At 67.3% G+C, this 15,064-nt stretch carries 19 protein-coding genes; 14 read left to right on the forward strand and 5 right to left on the reverse strand.

Annotated features, from left to right (window positions below):
* Nucleotides 1–46 precede the first annotated feature (46 nt).
* Nucleotides 47–388, forward strand: coding sequence for a hypothetical protein (locus BLV01_RS19255; protein WP_091803723.1), 342 nt, complete (start codon nt 47–49; stop codon nt 386–388).
* A gap of 117 nt (nt 389–505) precedes the next feature.
* On the opposite strand, the gene BLV01_RS25695 is transcribed toward BLV01_RS19255, so the two are convergent.
* Nucleotides 506–943, reverse strand: a complete 438-nt coding sequence (locus BLV01_RS25695) for a hypothetical protein (protein ID WP_139178869.1) — start codon at nt 941–943, stop codon at nt 506–508.
* Nucleotides 944–1,222: 279 nt separating this feature from the next.
* On the opposite strand from BLV01_RS25695, the gene BLV01_RS19265 reads away from it, so the two are divergent.
* The gene (locus BLV01_RS19265) at nt 1,223–1,603 is read left to right on the forward strand and encodes a VOC family protein (RefSeq protein ID WP_091803728.1); all 381 of its coding nucleotides are present in this window, start codon (nt 1,223–1,225) and stop codon (nt 1,601–1,603) included.
* 171 nt (nt 1,604–1,774) lie between these two features.
* Here the strand turns inward: BLV01_RS19265 and BLV01_RS25700 are convergent, their stop codons facing one another.
* The gene (locus BLV01_RS25700) at nt 1,775–2,080 is read right to left on the reverse strand and encodes a hypothetical protein (protein ID WP_139178871.1); all 306 of its coding nucleotides are present in this window, start codon (nt 2,078–2,080) and stop codon (nt 1,775–1,777) included.
* A gap of 356 nt (nt 2,081–2,436) precedes the next feature.
* Between BLV01_RS25700 and BLV01_RS25705 the strand changes: the two genes are divergently transcribed.
* The 3 genes from BLV01_RS25705 (at nt 2,437) to BLV01_RS19280 (ending at nt 4,636) form a co-directional block, all read left to right on the forward strand.
* Nucleotides 2,437–2,868: a hypothetical protein gene (locus BLV01_RS25705; RefSeq protein WP_139178873.1), complete on the forward strand. Its 432-nt coding sequence runs from the start codon at nt 2,437–2,439 to the stop codon at nt 2,866–2,868.
* Nucleotides 2,869–2,895: 27 nt separating this feature from the next.
* A complete protein-coding gene (locus tag BLV01_RS19275) occupies nt 2,896–4,011 on the forward strand; it encodes a peptidoglycan-binding domain-containing protein (protein WP_091803735.1) in 1,116 nt (371 codons plus the stop codon).
* A 148-nt stretch (nt 4,012–4,159) separates the two neighbouring features.
* Nucleotides 4,160–4,636, forward strand: coding sequence for a low molecular weight protein tyrosine phosphatase family protein (locus BLV01_RS19280; protein ID WP_254782697.1), 477 nt, complete (start codon nt 4,160–4,162; stop codon nt 4,634–4,636).
* Nucleotides 4,637–4,713: 77 nt separating this feature from the next.
* Here BLV01_RS19280 and BLV01_RS19285 read toward each other — a convergent pair whose 3' ends face one another.
* Nucleotides 4,714–6,894, reverse strand: a complete 2,181-nt coding sequence (locus BLV01_RS19285; protein WP_139178875.1) for a hypothetical protein — start codon at nt 6,892–6,894, stop codon at nt 4,714–4,716.
* Nucleotides 6,895–7,174: 280 nt separating this feature from the next.
* Entirely contained in the window at nt 7,175–8,131 is a 957-nt protein-coding gene (locus BLV01_RS19290) for an alpha/beta hydrolase family protein (RefSeq protein WP_091803741.1), read from the reverse strand.
* A 128-nt stretch (nt 8,132–8,259) separates the two neighbouring features.
* Between BLV01_RS19290 and BLV01_RS19295 the strand changes: the two genes are divergently transcribed.
* Nucleotides 8,260–9,252 carry an AraC family transcriptional regulator gene (locus BLV01_RS19295; RefSeq protein ID WP_091803887.1) on the forward strand — a complete coding sequence of 331 codons (993 nt, stop codon included), beginning with the start codon at nt 8,260–8,262 and terminating at the stop codon, nt 9,250–9,252.
* Nucleotides 9,253–9,282: 30 nt separating this feature from the next.
* Nucleotides 9,283–9,657 carry a hypothetical protein gene (locus BLV01_RS19300; RefSeq protein ID WP_139178877.1) on the forward strand — a complete coding sequence of 125 codons (375 nt, stop codon included), beginning with the start codon at nt 9,283–9,285 and terminating at the stop codon, nt 9,655–9,657.
* Nucleotides 9,658–9,690: 33 nt separating this feature from the next.
* On the opposite strand, the gene BLV01_RS19305 is transcribed toward BLV01_RS19300, so the two are convergent.
* Entirely contained in the window at nt 9,691–10,188 is a 498-nt protein-coding gene (locus tag BLV01_RS19305) for a hypothetical protein (protein WP_091803747.1), read from the reverse strand.
* A 263-nt stretch (nt 10,189–10,451) separates the two neighbouring features.
* Between BLV01_RS19305 and BLV01_RS19310 the strand changes: the two genes are divergently transcribed.
* The 7 genes from BLV01_RS19310 (at nt 10,452) to BLV01_RS26405 (ending at nt 15,064) form a co-directional block, all read left to right on the forward strand.
* Nucleotides 10,452–11,078, forward strand: a complete 627-nt coding sequence (locus BLV01_RS19310; RefSeq protein WP_091803751.1) for a HEAT repeat domain-containing protein — start codon at nt 10,452–10,454, stop codon at nt 11,076–11,078.
* Nucleotides 11,079–11,132: 54 nt separating this feature from the next.
* Entirely contained in the window at nt 11,133–11,642 is a 510-nt protein-coding gene (locus tag BLV01_RS19315; protein WP_091803755.1) for a YcxB family protein, read from the forward strand.
* 58 nt (nt 11,643–11,700) lie between these two features.
* A complete protein-coding gene (locus BLV01_RS19320; RefSeq protein ID WP_091803758.1) occupies nt 11,701–12,387 on the forward strand; it encodes an SIMPL domain-containing protein in 687 nt (228 codons plus the stop codon).
* A complete protein-coding gene (locus BLV01_RS19325) occupies nt 12,387–12,830 on the forward strand; it encodes a hypothetical protein (RefSeq protein WP_091803761.1) in 444 nt (147 codons plus the stop codon). The genes BLV01_RS19320 and BLV01_RS19325 overlap by 1 nt, the downstream gene beginning before the upstream one ends.
* A gap of 105 nt (nt 12,831–12,935) precedes the next feature.
* Nucleotides 12,936–13,493 (forward strand): DUF1801 domain-containing protein, encoded by a 558-nt coding sequence (locus tag BLV01_RS19330; protein ID WP_175486117.1) that lies wholly within the window; start codon nt 12,936–12,938, stop codon nt 13,491–13,493.
* 46 nt (nt 13,494–13,539) lie between these two features.
* Nucleotides 13,540–13,947 carry a DUF1801 domain-containing protein gene (locus BLV01_RS19335; protein ID WP_091803767.1) on the forward strand — a complete coding sequence of 136 codons (408 nt, stop codon included), beginning with the start codon at nt 13,540–13,542 and terminating at the stop codon, nt 13,945–13,947.
* 229 nt (nt 13,948–14,176) lie between these two features.
* On the forward strand, nt 14,177–15,064 hold the full coding sequence (locus BLV01_RS26405) for a hypothetical protein (RefSeq protein ID WP_175486119.1): 888 nt from the start codon (nt 14,177–14,179) through the stop codon (nt 15,062–15,064).

Consider the following 15,064-nt stretch of genomic DNA (forward strand, 5'->3'; position numbering starts at 1 on the left):
CGCAAGCCGCGACCGCGACCCCGCAACAACGACGCGACCAACACCCATGTTCTACAGCCGCCAGGACGAATACCTGACCGTCAGCCGCATCACCGGCCCGAGGCACAACTTGCTGCAACTGCGGCTCACGCAAGACCCGAGCGCAGAGCCGCGGGTCGAGCGCATGCCCGCGATAGGCACCTGCGTACACGACCCTTTGTCCGACCAAGCCGTGCTCGACGCCGTCCTGGCCGGCATCGCTCACGCAAACGCCGAGTTGGGCACCGCGTACGCCATCGACCGAGCCCGCTTTATCGACAACGACTGCCCGCCGGAAGGCGTCTATGGGATGCTGGCTGCGCTCGTTATTCGTCGCCTGCACTCAGGCGGCGAGTTCGTAGCGAGTTGAATCGGTAGTCGGCGAAGGGCGTCATCTGGCTGTAGGAGCGGCGCAAGCCGCGACCACGAACTACGCCGCTCTGCGGAATCTGATTCTGACGATAGGTGCCGGCCGCACGCCAGAGCTTCACCCCGGTTTTCTTGCTCCCGGCTTCGCACGCCTCGGCGTTGGCTCACTGGCCGTTGCTGCGGCTCTATCGAGCGCCCCATCATCTGGCGGCGCATCGCCCGTCAATTGCTGCGCCAACTCGGGGTGTTCTCGACAGAACCGGGCGTTCGCTGCCAACTCGCCCCAGCGCTGAGCCGACGCCAGTTCGTCGTCGGCCCTTTCGATCAGACGACGTTGATGCTCTGGAGGCGCAGGGTACTCCAACGACTCCAGTACGACATCGAGCAGGTCGCGAGCTTCGCTTATTGCTCGGAAATGCCGTTCTGAGGCTCTGGTCTGGAGGTAGTCGAGCGTATCTGGATCGAGTTTCGCCACATGGATGCTATCCCCGTGAGATTCGCAGAGCGAATGCAGCAAAAGCGCCAGGCAGGACGGGGCAGGAGTCTGAACGGCCATCGGATGTTCCTCGCTTGAGTGCGTCGACAGGGAGAACAACGGTACTGGCCAATCCCGAATATCTAAAAAACAGATACTTCTGAAAGATGCGTAGTTAAGTCACAGGGACCTGACTGCTTCATGCTGCGTGGCGGATGACCGCCCTAGCAACCGCGAAGGTCGTTGCTGCACGCGGGCTTCGATAGGATAAACAGCGCCTCTCCAACAGCAGGCAGAATGGAGCTCGGAAAATACCGCTCCGCCCCGTATTTCGCGCCACACCCATCGAAGGAACCCGCCATGCACCACTCGCGTCTTTGCGCCCTTCTGATCGACTGCAACACCTCCGACATCGACCGTGCCGCCCAGTTCTGGGCCGACGCGCTGGGCCGTCCGCTGGATCCCGACCATCCGGGAACCCGCGGCCCTTACCGCATGTTGGAAACGCCGCCGGATGAGCCGATCGTGCAGATTCAGAAGGTCGACCACGAGAGTCGGGTTCATATCGATATCGAGACCGACGACATTCCCGCAGAGGTGACGCGTCTTGAGGCGCTGGGCGCAACGGTGGTCGACCGCCTGGAACGCTGGGTGGTGATGCAGGCGCCCACGGGGCAGCGGTTCTGCGTGGTGCGGGTGCAACGGCCTGGGTTTCCGAAGAACGCGACGGCCTGGGATTGAACGGAGGAGAATGTGGGTCGATCGCGAAAGCAGGAAGGCAGAGTGGTGTTGCTTTCAGTCGGACTGGCTCGTCTGCCTGCTGGTTGCTGTGGGGCTGTGTTTCCTAGCAATCCGCCAAGGTCGCCTGCCACGCAGCACCCGGCGCGCTGACCGGCGCCCAGGCCGCTTCGGTCATCGCGGGCTTTGCGGCGATGCGTAATGGCGGATCGAGGCGGCCAAAGCACTTTTGCGCGTGCCGGCTCCGGTGGCGATGGAGCAGGTGACGGGGGCCTCGACAACGACAGCGTGTCGGTAGGCGTGGACGAACTGGTGAAATCGTTCTAAGAGCGTTGCGTCAGCGGCAAGTCGAACCTGCGACGCGAGCTGGATGCCTCGGCGGCGGAGGCGCATGCCATCCAGGACTTTGGCGCGGTGCAGTTGGGCGCGCACAATTTCTGGATTGTTTCCGACGGCAAGGCGGGGCAGTTGGCGGAGCATCCGCGGTTCGTGCATCTGTGGAAACGGAAGGAAGATCGCTGGGTGACTACCCGGGTAATCAGTTACGACCATGTCGCGGGCGATTGAGACGGGAGACCCCGGGGTGTTCTTGCGATGCGATCCGGGCTCAGCCGTATGGATGTGTGCCGCGAAAACTTCTTCCATTCACGTGAGTCGCGTGGAACTTCACAGGTCTCAGCCTAGCTATCACAAAAATTGAGCCTTGTTTAGATTTCCACGCTCAGGCACCGTCATCGACCTGGATGCGAAAGTTCTTTGTCCCGGCAGGCATCATTTGAAGCGCTGATTCGATCTTCGATGCAGCAAGCGCAATTTTCTCCCACGCAGGCGACCACATGCGAGTTAAAAGGATCATCGGCTTAGCATTCGCGATCTCGCTGGTACTGCCAGCTTGCTCGTTCGCCAAGGAACCCGGGCCTGCGCAGGGACTCGTCAAAGAGAGCGTCACAGGGAAGCGGCAAGGGCCGACTTATCCAGCTTCACTCATCGGCCAATGGGAGCCGGGCCCCAATCCGTGCAAGCTTCCACTGGCCTATGACAGCGACGGCGGCTTCAAGATCGCCGCACGCATGCTGCAAGGCTATGAGCATTCCGATACGCCGAAGAGGGTTCAGCTGATCTCCGACACGCCGAAAGCATGGCGTATCGAAGCGATAGAGGAACACGACGGCGACAAGAATCCGGTCGTGGATATTTACGTCCTGAGCGGCGACTACCTCACCGTGACCGACGGCGAGCGATCCACTACTTACAACCGCTGCCATTGATGGCATAGCCAAGGGAAGGGACTCCCGATGACCGACAAGACACCCACGACCTATCGCGTCATCCAGAAAGGCGTAACGATCAACGAGCCGGTGACCGACTTCGACAGCCTGGTCACCCATCATCCGAGCGACAACCGGAACGCTCGTATGGTCGATGGCCTGATTGTCCGCGGTGAGGCCGGAAGGCGGCACGCCTACATCGGTGGCGAAATCCAGGAAATCGAATCTGCCAAATCTGGGAACACCTACGGGTTGAAGCCGGATCAGGTGTTGCTCAAGAAGGACTTCATCATCGAGCACCCCGATCATCCGACCATGAGCGACAAGGCCAGGGATGTGCCGGTGCCGTCGCCTTTAGCTGGCTATGTCGGACGAGTGGATGCGACTCAGGGGTTGGTGGACATTTACGATCACAAGGGTGGAGACGTCATCGCCCGTGTCCGTCATATGAGCGACATAACGGTCTCTGCGGATCAAACGATTGAGTATGGGCAGTCACTGGGGACGCAGAGCAACATAAAGACGGGCGCCAAACATGTTCATCTGGAGCTGGATACTCGCTACTACCAGCAGTACGAGAATTACATTGCCGACCTGACGAGCGGCCGCCTTCCGTTGGAGGATGAGCGCCGGATCGGTATGCAGGCGTTGCCAGTGGTGGACGACGGTGTGATTCGCCTTGGCGAGTCAGGGGAACGCATCAAGGACCTGCAGCGGGTGATGGCCGACGAAGGATACCGGGCCGTCGGCGACCGTCCATTGGACCGCGACGGTGTCTACAGGTTGAACATGCAGGGCGCGTTGCTCGACTTCCAGCGCGATCACGGGTTGCCTCAGACGGGCGACATTGACGATGCCACGCTACGCATGGCGCCAATGCTGCCGGATCGTGCCAGGGATGTTGATCGGCCCGATCACATGGTTCCGGGCCGTGCTGTGCCTACGGATCAATCCGCTCCCGCTCCGACCGCTCCGGGTCACTCCAGCCATCCGGATCATCGCCCGGGACTGGTCGAGCCGTTGCCGCCAGCGCTTAATCAGTCCAGCCAGGGGCGCAGCGCCGGCGTACTCGGAATCTGGCAATCGAGCAGGAGAAGACCGCGGCAGCCGCAGCCCATGACATGGTGCGAGATGAAGGCTTGACTCAAGCTTCCAAACGTACGGTTTAATGAAAGACGAAAAACACAGTTGCGTTCGCTTGCTCTGCTAAGAACGACTTGGGCGTAGGAGGTGAATCTGCCAAGTCCCTAAAGGCCATTCGATGGCCAGGCTCAATTCAGCTCCAGACCTCATGAAAGAAGACCAACCAAAAACCAAAGAAAAGCGCGAGAAGAACTGGAAGCTCCTCTACCTCCGGTCTGAAAAACTCGCCCGCGCCAAGCAACTCGGCATCGACTACCCGCACCCCTCGAACAAGCACGAGATCGAGGACAACGAACCCCTCAACCTCCTCTTCATCTGCAGCCGAAACCAATGGCGCAGCCCGACGGCAGAAGCCGTCTGGCGCAATCACCCGGACCTGCGGGCTCGCTCCGCCGGCACCAGCCCGAATGCGCGCCGGCGCGTGTCCGCCGACGACATTCGCTGGGCTCACTCCATCTTCGTCATGGAGAACAAGCATCGATCCAGGCTGCAGGCCGAGTTCGGCCGCGTCGTCGCCAACAAGCCTGTGCATGTGCTCGATATCCCGGACGAGTATCAGTACATGGACCCGGAACTGGTCGATCTGCTCAAGGCTTCAGTGGGTTCGATCCTGGGGCTGCCGTAGCCTGTTGCCTTCGACTCTGGCGCCGAGCGTCTTCGCGTTCGCCCGCGCCTGCGCAACCATCGTTCGAGGCGGGCGCCTCACCCGCCGCGCCCAGGCCCGCGCTCTGTCGTGAACTTCACCGCCCGCTTCGCAACGCCTCCGCTCCACTGCGTCTGCACCACCAACTCGTGATCCCCCGCGGCGGGCGCGTCGAGCCAGCGCTCGCGGCCGTGCCCGATCTGCACGCCGTCGAGCCACCACGTCAGCTTGTCGTCGGGCAGCGGCTGGCCTGAGCTGTCGGTGAGATTGCCTTGCAACTGCACCGGCCGGCCGACGCGGAAGGTCTTGCCGCTGGACGGGCTGACGATGGCCAGCACCGGCTCGCGCTCGGGCAGGTCCACGTCGACCGGTTCGGATTCGCCGGAGTGGAAGCCGTCGTGCGCGATCAGCCGGACCTGGATGCGATTCGCCGGCAGGCCTTGCAGCGGCAAGCGCGAGTGGTTGCCGCGTAAGCCGACAGACAAGCCATGCCAGGCGTCTTTGTCGTCGCGGCGCCATTGCGCCCAGACGTCCTTGACGTCCGCGGTATCCAGCTTCCATTCCAGCGCGAGTTCATGCTCGCCGCCCACCTTCGCTGCCGCGTGAGTGAAACGCGGCGGCTGCGCGCTGGCCTTGCGGCTCCAGGTTTGTTTGTCCGGTCCATCGATCCTCAGCGACGCCCCCGGCGCGACGTTGCGCAGGTACGCCCGGAACGCAAACGGGGGCGCATCCTTGTCGCGATGGTCGTGGCTGCCGCCGCAGCCGCAGCCGCCGCCTTGCGGTTCGCGTCGCATCAGCACCGCGCGCGACAGCACGCCGCCTTGCTCGTCCAGCAGTTGCGCGCTCCATTGGGTCGGGACGCCCAGCGCGGGCGCGGCCACCTCGATGCGCGCGACGGATTCGACTTCGATGCGTCCGCTCTCCAGCACCCGGCCCTGCACGGAGATCACCGGCGTCATGCGCCACTCCGGGCCTTGATAGCGCCACGGCGGATCGGGCCACCACAGGTGTTCGGGATCGAAGGGCCGATGCAGCGGATCGGGCAAGGGGAAGTCCGGCGACAACCATTCCGGCGCCAGACGCGGATGGCTGAGCAGGCGTCGATGCTGGTACTGCGACATCCAGCGCGGCCGGCAATAGCTCATGTAGTCGGAGGTGAGCTGGGGGTCGTGAATCGTGCCGTCGCGGATATCCAGGCCGAATTCGCCGATCGAGGCCGACGCGTACGGCTCGTAGGTCGGATAGTTGGGGTCGGTGTTGCCGGCCGCGCCGCAAGGCGTGTGCTGGAAGCCGTAGCCGTGCCCGGTTTCGTGCAGGAAGGTCTGGTCGTTGCCGACCGCGGCCGCGCCGAGCCCGTCGTCGCCGCAACCGGGCACGCCCAGCGGTATGCCGGCTGGCAACAGGCCGTAGTACACGACGTCGTCGCGATTGCCGTCGTTGTCGCGCAACAGCGACATCGCGTCGAGCAGGTCGTTCCAGTTGTCCGAGCATTTGCCCGGCGCGACGCGCGCGTCGTCCAGCGGCGTGGACCAATCCAGGTTTGAACAGACCGCGAACGAACCGGTGGCCTGCACCGGCATCGCCGCCAATGCGGTCGCCGCGGTGCTTTGCAGGTCCGCCAGGGTGGGCGCCGGCAAGGTCAGTCGCGTCACCGGCGCGGTCGGCGTCGCCGGCGCCGAGGTGCTGTCGCCATCGTAGGCCACCAGGATGCCGCGCACGCGCAGCGTCTGCACCAGGCGTACGCTCACTTCCACCGATTTCTCGCCGCCGTCGTGGCCGGTCAGGCGCGCGGTCAGGCGCAGCGTGCCGTACAACTCGGCGGCCGGTATCACGAAATTCAGGCTGCGGCCGAGGTCGCCGCGCTCGTCGCGGTAGTTGGGGAATTGTTCGGCGCTGACCGGGCCGCCCTGCGGCGCGTAGGTGTCGACCGGCTCGTAGTCGCGCAAGCGATTCCGACGCGACACTTCCAGCGTCCCGGTAACGTTGACGATGTTGCCCAACAAGCCCGAGCGTACATAGACGCGCACCCATGCGGCTTTGAACGCCACCAACTGCACCGAATTGTCGGCGCCGCGGTCGGCCGGGTCGGTCAGGTGCTCGTTCGCCCGGTGGTACTGGATGGCTTGGGTGACTTCGATACCGGTCACCCGCGCCGACCACAGGCGGTAACGGTCGACGAACGATTCTTGCCACGCGCGGTGGATGCCGGTGGTTATCTGATCGAGCAGGCGGGGAGGCATGGCAAGGTCCTTTTGCGGGATGCAGCGCAGCGTCGGCCGCTCGCGCAGGGTCGTGCGCAAGGCCGATCGATGCGTTGCGCATTGCGATCAAGGGAACGGGGCGAATGCAGGGAACGCCATTCGATACAACGCGGGCATTCCGGCCTACCGGACATCCGGTAAGCGTGCAGCGGTGCAACATTGCCGCGATCAGGGCGCAAGCGAAACAGGAGGCGCGGCGGGCTTGCGCAAGTCCGCCGCGCCTCCTGTTTCGCGTCGCCGTCGATGCGGCCCGGTAGCCTTACTTGCGCTCGACCGCGGCCACCGGCCTTTCGGCCTTCGCCAACGCCTCCACGACCGTCGGCCACGCCGGGTCTTGCGGATACAGCGCCGAGCGCAGATACGCCCAGCTCAGCCGTTGCATGTCGGCCAGGCGCTGCGGGTCTTCGTCCGTCGTTTCCTTCGCGTCGTACCCGCTGATGCCGCCATACAGGTGCTCGGCGCCGAACACGGTCAACAGCGTCTTCGGCGCCGGGCTCAGCCGGTAGGCATCCGCGCGCCAATCCCGGCGTTCGGAAAAGAACGGATGGAAATCCTTGTCGCCGGCGACGACCAGCATGGGCTGGGTCATATGGGCGAAGTCGTTGCCCTTGAGTTCGGGATAGTGTTCCGACGCCCACGCCGCCAGGTCCGCGCCGTCGCCGGGGCCGCCGAACACCACGGCGGCCTTGAGGCGCGGTTCGATCAGATCGACCACTTCGCCGTCGGCCGCGGTCATGCGCATGCCGGCGAGCATGTACACGGTGTGGCCGCCCAGCGAGTGGCCGACGGCGGCGATACGGTCTTTGTCGAGGCGGCCGGAGAGGAACGGGACGGCGGCTTCGATGGCGTCGAGGCGGTCGAGGATGTCGCGCAGGTCCTGCGCGCGCGAGCGCCAGAACAGCGGGCCGCCCGGGCCGGCGGGGTCGAGCGCGAGGGTCTTGGAATCCTGATGGGTCGGCTGGATCACCGCGAAGCCGTGCGCGGCGTAGAAGTCGACCAGCGGGGCGTAGCCGCGGGTCGAGGACAGGTAGTTGGAGGCGCCGTGGCCGTGCGAGAGCAGCACGATCGGCAGCGCGTCGCCGCTGGCCGGGGCGGTGACGCGCAGTTCCAGCGGCGCGAGGCGGCCTGGGATGTCGAACCGCAGGGGATGGAAGGCCAGGGTCGGGGTGGCGGCGGGGACCGGGGCGCGGTCGGGTTTGATCGTCGGTTCGCTCATGAAGCGGCTCCTGGTGAGGCTGTGCGCCTTCCGCAATGGCGGAGGGCAGGGCGGAGCCGTCACTGTAGACAGCCGAAACCGGACGCTACATAGTCGAAAATCCTTTAATCACCATGGATCGTCCGGTCGTGACCGATCCCCTCGCCGAAGTCGTCACGCTGCTGCAGCCGCAGGCGGCGCTGTCCAAGGTGGTCAGCGGCGGCGGCGCCTGGCGCGTGCGCCGTCCGCCCGGCGACCGGCCTTTCTATTGCGTGGTGCTGGAGGGCGCGGTCCGCCTGCAAGTGCAGGGGCGCGAGGCGGTCGAGCTGGCGCCGGACGACTTCGTGCTGATCCCGGCGCTGTCGGGTTTCGTGTTGTCCGGCGGTGAGCCCGCAGCCGACGACGGCCCCGACCCGGACGCGGCGACCGTGCGCGACGGCGAGGTGCGGCACGGCGATCCCGACGCGCCGGCGAACCTGCGCGCGCTGGTCGGCCACCTGAGCTTCGGCGCGCCGGACGCCGCGCTGCTGGTGTCGCTGCTGCCCCAGCTCGTCCATGTGCGCGGCGATCCGCGCCTGGGCGCCATCGTGCGTCTGGTCGGCGAGGAAGCGCGCCACCGGCGTCCGGCGCGCGAGATCGTGCTGGCGCGGCTGCTGGAAGTGATGTTGATCGAAGCGCTGCGCTCGTCGTCGGGCACCGCCGCTTCGCCGGGTTTGCTGCGCTGTCTGGCCGATGCGCGGTTGGCGGCGGCGGTGCGCCGCCTGCACGAACAGCCGGCGCGCCACTGGACGGTGGCATCGATGGCGCAGGAGGCGGCGCTGTCGCGGTCGGCGTTCTACGAGCGCTTCAACCGCGCGATGGGCGTCGCGCCGATGGAGTATCTGCTGTCGTGGCGGATGGCCTTGGCCAAGAATTTTCTGCGCCAAGGCCGGGAGGGGCTGGCGGCGATCGCCGAACGGGTGGGCTATGGATCGGCCAATGCCTTCAGTGCGGCGTTCACCCGCTTCGTCGGTGCGGCGCCGACGCATTACCTGCGGGCGCTGGGAGCGCCGCGAGACAGCGGCGCGCCCCCCACCGAAGCGCCCCGCCGCTCATCGGCCCTCGCGGCCGCTCGCCCCCCGATTCCCCCACTCGACATCTAATCCCCGCGCCCGGCCAGGCCCGGCGATAGCGTGCGATGGCACCCCCATCGAGGCCACCCCATGCTGACGTCGAGCGATTTCATCCAGGCCCTGCGGCCGGCCTTCATCGTCTATGCGTTGGTCATGGCCTCGACCGGGGCGGCGCTGCGCTTCGCGCCGGACGATGCGCGGCAAGCGCGGGCGCGTACCCCGGCGGCGCTGCATCTGGTCGAAACCATGCCGTTGTCGCTGGCCGCTGCGTTCGGCCGGCAGCGGGGCGCGACGGCGGCGCGGACGGGCGCGCCGCTGCCGGTCGGGTTCCGCGTCCGCGCGGACGACTGCGCCGCGGCGGCCGCCGACGCCTTGCCCGCGCGGGCGGCCGCGCACGGCGCATTCGTGGCCGGCGCGCTGGCCGGCCTGCCTTGACCATCGTCGGGCGGCGCGCGCCGCCGCTGCGGATCAGTAGCCGCCGCGGCCGAGGAAGCTCGATCCGATCGTGCACTGCTTGCCGCAGGAATTGCACTTGCTCTCGGCCGCCTTGAACGTGGCTTTCTCGCTGTCGGAGAGCTTGGCGACCTCTTCGCCGAACTCCTTGGAGCCCACGCGCGCGCGGTGCATCAGGCGCTCGGTGACCGGCGTGGCCTGCATCGCCAGTTCGTACATGCCGTCGCAGTGTTTGTAGCAAAAGCCGTCGTGGACCGAGACGGTTTCGCGCGCACCCACCACGCCGGCCTTGACCATGAGGTCCTTGCAACTCCTCGACGCTTCGGAAAGATAACTGTTCATGGCGCAATAGCCGTCCTTGCAACTCATGCCGACGTCGCATTGGGCGATGGTGTTGGCGTCTTCGCCGCAGGCGCCGCCGAGTTGGCGGGTGACTTTGTTCTTGGCCGCCGCGTCGGCGGCCAGCAGGGCGGCGATCAGGAAAGCGCAAAAGGCGAGGGTGCGTCGGCTCATGGTCTGCTCCGTGGCGGAAAAGACGGACGGCGCGCGCCGCGACTGCGGCCCAAGGCGACGGCGCTTGCGCGCGGGGGACTGGCCTTGCGGTGGACGGCGGCAGGCGCCGCCGTCGCCGCGATCTTAGGTGTGCGGCGAGCGCGGCGAGTGTGATTGGCGTTGCAGCGTGAGGGGCGGTGAGGCGGCGTGCGGGCGCGGCTCCGAAGCCGTCGGCTTTTCGCTAAGCTGGCCGCCAGCGCCCGCACGGAGGCCCTCGCGCCGCCATGACCGATCTGAGCATCGAGACCACCCGTTTCCGCGAATGGGCCGGGGCCGGCATCGTTCCGCGCGAAGGGCAATGGGAGTGCGATTACAGCCAGTGGCCGGCCTGGCACCGCGCGGTGCTGGCCTGGGTGGAGGGGCGCCATCCGCGCGGCTGGTCGGACGCGGAAGTCGGCCACGTGCTGTACGCGATCGCCCGCGACAACGATGCGCAATACCTGGTCCGCGAAATCCGCCGGCTGCGTCCGGGCACGTTGCGCTTCCTGGCGCGCGCCTCGCTCGCCCACGGCGAGGCCGACGCGCGCTGGCAGTTGGCGGTGGAGCTGGGCCATCTGCGCGGGGACGAAGAAGCGCAGGCGCTGTTGCTCGCGCTGGCCAGCGACCAGGACGAGTACGTGCGCCGCCGCGCGACCCGCTCGCTGGCGGGCCTGGGCGTGCGCGCGGCCGAGGAACTGGCCTGGGCGGCGTGGCACCGGCCGGACGAATACCAGGAGTGGGCGCGGATGTCGGCGCTGGAGTGCCTGCGCGAGTTGCAGTCGCCGCGGTTCGAGGCGTTGCTGGCGCAGGGGCTGCGCGACGAGCGGCCGTTTTTGCGCCAGTTCGCCGAACGGTTGCAGAATATGCGCTAGCGGCCGCACGCGCGGCGGCCGACCCGCTCGCGCTCATTGGATGGATTCGGCTCGATGGAACATGCCACGGAAATACGCTTCTCGCTCGCCTTCGGCTACTGGGACCGGGTGCGCGCCACGCTGGCGCTGATCGGCGAACGCCCGGTGAGCCTGTGCATGGCGCTGCTGTGGCCGCTGTGCGGCGTCGGCCTGGCGGCGTTCGCGCTGGCCAAGGGCCGGCCGATCACGGGCGAACTGGCCTTGGCGATCGCGCTGGTGTTCGCGTTCGTTCCGGCGATGGTGTTGCTCGGAACGGCGATGACCCACTACTTCCATCGCCAATCCCGCGAGCCGTTCGCCTACACCTTCGACGGCGAAGGCATCCACGTCGCCGCGGTCACCTACGACTTCACCCACAAGTGGCCGGCGATCTTCAAGGTCAAGCGCCGGCGCTGGTTCCTGATGTTCTTCTTCTCGCCCGGCTGCGCGCACTGCATTCCGTTCCGTGCGATTCCCGACTCGGCGGTGCAGGCTGCGCTGGTGGCCATGGCCGCGGCGCACGGCGCGGACGTGCGCTCGGCCTGAGGCCGAGCGTGCGAGCGGACCCATCGCGGCACTCCCGCCCTTCCCTCCGGATACCCGAATGTCCATGCAACCCGACCGCATCGAAACCCAGGTCACCCGCGAAACCTGGGTCGCGCCCACCGGCATCACCCTGCAGGTCCACGTCGTCGGCACCGCGTCGGTCGGCTCGATGGCGGCGGTGCGCAAGAGCAAGGAGCTGATTGCGATCCAGGAGCTGATGCGCGGCCTCGGCGTCGGCGAGGACAAGATCCGCATCGACTCGCTGACCTTCGCCGCAGGGGAGCGCTGGTTTTCCGGTTCCTCGGTCGAGATCGACCTGGAGATCCGCGAGGTGCCGGCGCAATCGGTGCCCGAGGCGCTGGGCGGGTTGGCCTCGTTGAAGGGCGTGTCGCTGCGCGGCATGCGCCGCGAGTACGGCCCGCTCAGCGCGCAGCGCGACGAATTGCTGCGCGCCGCAGTGGCCGAATCCATGCGCCAGGCCCGGCTGATCGCCGATGCGGCCGGGCTGCGGCTGCGCTCGGTGCACAGCCTGTCGCAGCAATGGGGCGAGCCGAACGACGACAGCGAGCCGCCGTATCCGATGGCGCGCGGCGGGCGCGCCAAGCTGATGGCCAGCGCGGACGACATGAAGGGCTATCAGCTGGTGGAAAACCACGAGGGCAAGCTGAGCCTGACGGTGCGGATGGAGCTGCGCGTCGGCGAGTTCGGCGACGCGGCGGGCGGTACCGAATCGGGAGGCGGCTGATGCGCTGGCTGGCGGCCGCGCTGCTGCTTTTTTCGCCTTCGGCGTTCGCCTTGAGCATCGTCTGCGCCGATCGCGGCTATCCCAAGGAGTTGCCCGATCCGATCCGTTATCAGGTCTCCGAACATCCGGCCACGGACGCGGACGACGCCAAGACCGAAGTCGAGTATTTCGTGCTGCTGGCCAAGCGGGTGGACGGCAAGGACCTGGACGTCGCGCAGATGGACGTGCTCGACGGCGAGGACGTGGTGCTGTCGACGCGATTGCGCACCGACGCGCATGAGGTCGAGGATTGGGGCGATACCTATTTCGCAGTGGTGCGCACGACCGACACGCGCCGCAGGATCCGGATCGTGGCGACCTACGATCCGGTCTGCCGCGTCACCTTGCGGCAAACGCTGTCGCAGGATCACATCGAGGCTGCGCCTGCGTCGGGGACGCGATGAGCGCGCCGTCGCGGCGCCGATGACCTTCGCGGCCCCGCGTTCGCGCCGGGGCGGCGAAAAAAGGTATCTTGCGGCCCTGGTCGGCTTCTGAGTGGGATGCTGGCGATGACCGCAAAGACACCCAAGTCCGCAGCGACGGCCGCGGCCAAGACGGCCGCAACACCGGCGGCGAAGACGGCGAAGGCGAATCAGGCCGCGGGCGCGGCGCCCGCTTCCCGGCGCAAGGCCGCGGCCGCGAAGCCCGGCAAGACCGCGGCTTGCGCTCCCCGCCTGCTGTCCGGCGGCAATCCGCAAATTCCCAAAGGCCATGGCGACGCCCCCGTCCAGGCGTATCTCGACGCCGTACCGGGCTGGAAACGCGATCTCGCTCGCCGCCTGGATGCGTTGGTCGAGCGCACCGTGCCCGGCGTGCGCAAGGCGGTGAAGTGGAACACGCCGCTGTACGCGGTCGAGGAGGGCCATTGGTTCTTCGCCATGCATTGCTTCGACCGCTACCTCAAGCTCACCTTTTTCCGCGGCGCGGCGCTGGACCCGCCGCCGGCGCACGCATCGAAAATGGCGGACGTGCGTTATCACCATCTCCACGAGCACGATCCGTTCGACGAGGCGCAACTGGCCGATTGGATCGCGCAAGCCAGCCGCTTGCCGGGCGAGCGCATGTAGGCGCCGCCGGCCGTACCGGTTCGACCACGACTGCAGGAGCCCGCGCATGAAAAACACTACCGGCGCCGACGCTGCGCCCACCGAAGCCGCCGCCTCGCGATTGATCGACGAACGCATCCAGGAACTGGCCGACTGGCGCGGCGAGACCCTGGCCCGGGTGCGCAAGCTGATCCGCGAAGCCGATCCGCAGGTGGTGGAGGAGTGGAAGTGGCGCGGAGTGCCGGTGTGGTCGCGCGGCGGCATCGTGTGCACCGGCGAGACCTACAAGAGCGCGGTCAAGCTGACCTTCGCCAAGGGCGCTTCGCTGCCGGACCCGGCGGGGCTGTTCAACGCCAGTCTCGACGGCAATACCCGGCGCGCGATCGATCTCCACCAGGGCGACGCGATCGACGGCAAGGCGCTGCAGGCGCTGGTGCGCGCGGCGATCGCGTTGAACGCGTCGAAGCGCAAGTAGCCGGGTCGCGCGTTGCCGGGTGCCGGGCCGCCCCGGCGCCGGCCAGGCCCCGCCGCGCAGTTCCGGCCGCACGACCGTGCCGGCGCCTCGCCGCGAATGCCTGAATGCGGGGCCGGGCCGCGGTTGCGGCCCTTTCGCCGTCCGTCCATCAGCGCCTGCGGCCCGGCGGCGCGTTTGGCCATGTTTTTTGGCTAGACTGCGCGCGGATCAACGCACCACACGGACGAGTATGCGCTACCCCATCTACACCGCCCTGTCGCTCGCGCTGCTGCTGGCGGCCTGCAAGCCGGCCGCTTCCGCCGCCGACGCGACCCCCGCTCCTGCGCCCGCGCCCGCCGTGGCCAAGGCGCCGGCAACCGCCCCGGCGCCGGCCGCCGCCGCGCCGGCTGCACCGGCGCCCGCCGCGACCGTCGCCGAGCCCGAGATCGCCAAGTCCTTCTCCAAGGACATCACCTACAGCGACCTGCGCAAGCGCCTGCTCGGCGCCGGCTGGCTGCCGCTGCGCGACCCGGATTGCCGCAGCAACGTCGGCGGCGAGGCGCGGGTTTGCACCTATCTTCCCGAAGTCGAAGGCTGCAGTTCCGACGGCTACTGCAAGATGTGGTTCGCCAACCGCGAACTCGGCCTGCGCGTGCGCGTCGGCACCTATGGGCCCAACGACCGCGGCAACACCCTCGGCAACGGCACCGCCACCGCGGTGCGCTACTGGGAGTTCGTGGGCGTGGACGCGCCGGCCGCGGCAGCGTGTCCGGCGGGCGATTTCGACCAGTTCCTGACCCGCTTCGCCGCCGATCCGGCGCTGGCGCGCGAGTTCACCGCGCCGCTGGTCAAGGTGGTGGAGCTGCGCTCGGACGAGGACGGCGACGTGCCGCAGCCGGTGTACGTGCTGGGCTCGGCGTATCGCGGCTTCGATGTGCGCTACCGCAACGGCGCCTACCACTTCGTCCACGAGGGCGAATCGGACAAGCAGCCGCTGAAGTTGAGCGTGTCCCGGCAGGGCGCGAACGCGCGCCTGGTTTCGTACCGGCTCAACATGTCCGAAGGCAATTCGTACCGTTTCGAAGACAAGGGCGGTTGCTGGCGCCTCACCGAAGACCCCGAGCCGCCTTCGCCCTGA

Source organism: Lysobacter sp. yr284, assembly GCF_900107375.1.
In the GTDB taxonomy this organism is placed as follows: Bacteria; Pseudomonadota; Gammaproteobacteria; order Xanthomonadales; family Xanthomonadaceae; genus Lysobacter.

Coding starts and splice junctions, on each gene's coding strand:
- BLV01_RS25695 (WP_139178869.1), bottom strand. CDS start 943: ATGGCCGTTCAGACTCCTGCCCCGTCCTGCCTGGCGCTTTTGCTGCAT.
- BLV01_RS19335 (WP_091803767.1), top strand. CDS start 13,540: ATGAAAAACACTACCGGCGCCGACGCTGCGCCCACCGAAGCCGCCGCC.
- BLV01_RS19320 (WP_091803758.1), top strand. CDS start 11,701: ATGTCCATGCAACCCGACCGCATCGAAACCCAGGTCACCCGCGAAACC.
- BLV01_RS19330 (WP_175486117.1), top strand. CDS start 12,936: ATGACCGCAAAGACACCCAAGTCCGCAGCGACGGCCGCGGCCAAGACG.
- BLV01_RS19285 (WP_139178875.1), bottom strand. CDS start 6,894: ATGCCTCCCCGCCTGCTCGATCAGATAACCACCGGCATCCACCGCGCG.
- BLV01_RS19265 (WP_091803728.1), top strand. CDS start 1,223: ATGCACCACTCGCGTCTTTGCGCCCTTCTGATCGACTGCAACACCTCC.
- BLV01_RS19305 (WP_091803747.1), bottom strand. CDS start 10,188: ATGAGCCGACGCACCCTCGCCTTTTGCGCTTTCCTGATCGCCGCCCTG.
- BLV01_RS25705 (WP_139178873.1), top strand. CDS start 2,437: ATGCGAGTTAAAAGGATCATCGGCTTAGCATTCGCGATCTCGCTGGTA.
- BLV01_RS19325 (WP_091803761.1), top strand. CDS start 12,387: ATGCGCTGGCTGGCGGCCGCGCTGCTGCTTTTTTCGCCTTCGGCGTTC.
- BLV01_RS19290 (WP_091803741.1), bottom strand. CDS start 8,131: ATGAGCGAACCGACGATCAAACCCGACCGCGCCCCGGTCCCCGCCGCC.
- BLV01_RS19315 (WP_091803755.1), top strand. CDS start 11,133: ATGGAACATGCCACGGAAATACGCTTCTCGCTCGCCTTCGGCTACTGG.
- BLV01_RS19275 (WP_091803735.1), top strand. CDS start 2,896: ATGACCGACAAGACACCCACGACCTATCGCGTCATCCAGAAAGGCGTA.
- BLV01_RS19280 (WP_254782697.1), top strand. CDS start 4,160: ATGAAAGAAGACCAACCAAAAACCAAAGAAAAGCGCGAGAAGAACTGG.
- BLV01_RS25700 (WP_139178871.1), bottom strand. CDS start 2,080: ATGCTCCGCCAACTGCCCCGCCTTGCCGTCGGAAACAATCCAGAAATT.
- BLV01_RS19255 (WP_091803723.1), top strand. CDS start 47: ATGTTCTACAGCCGCCAGGACGAATACCTGACCGTCAGCCGCATCACC.
- BLV01_RS26405 (WP_175486119.1), top strand. CDS start 14,177: ATGCGCTACCCCATCTACACCGCCCTGTCGCTCGCGCTGCTGCTGGCG.
- BLV01_RS19310 (WP_091803751.1), top strand. CDS start 10,452: ATGACCGATCTGAGCATCGAGACCACCCGTTTCCGCGAATGGGCCGGG.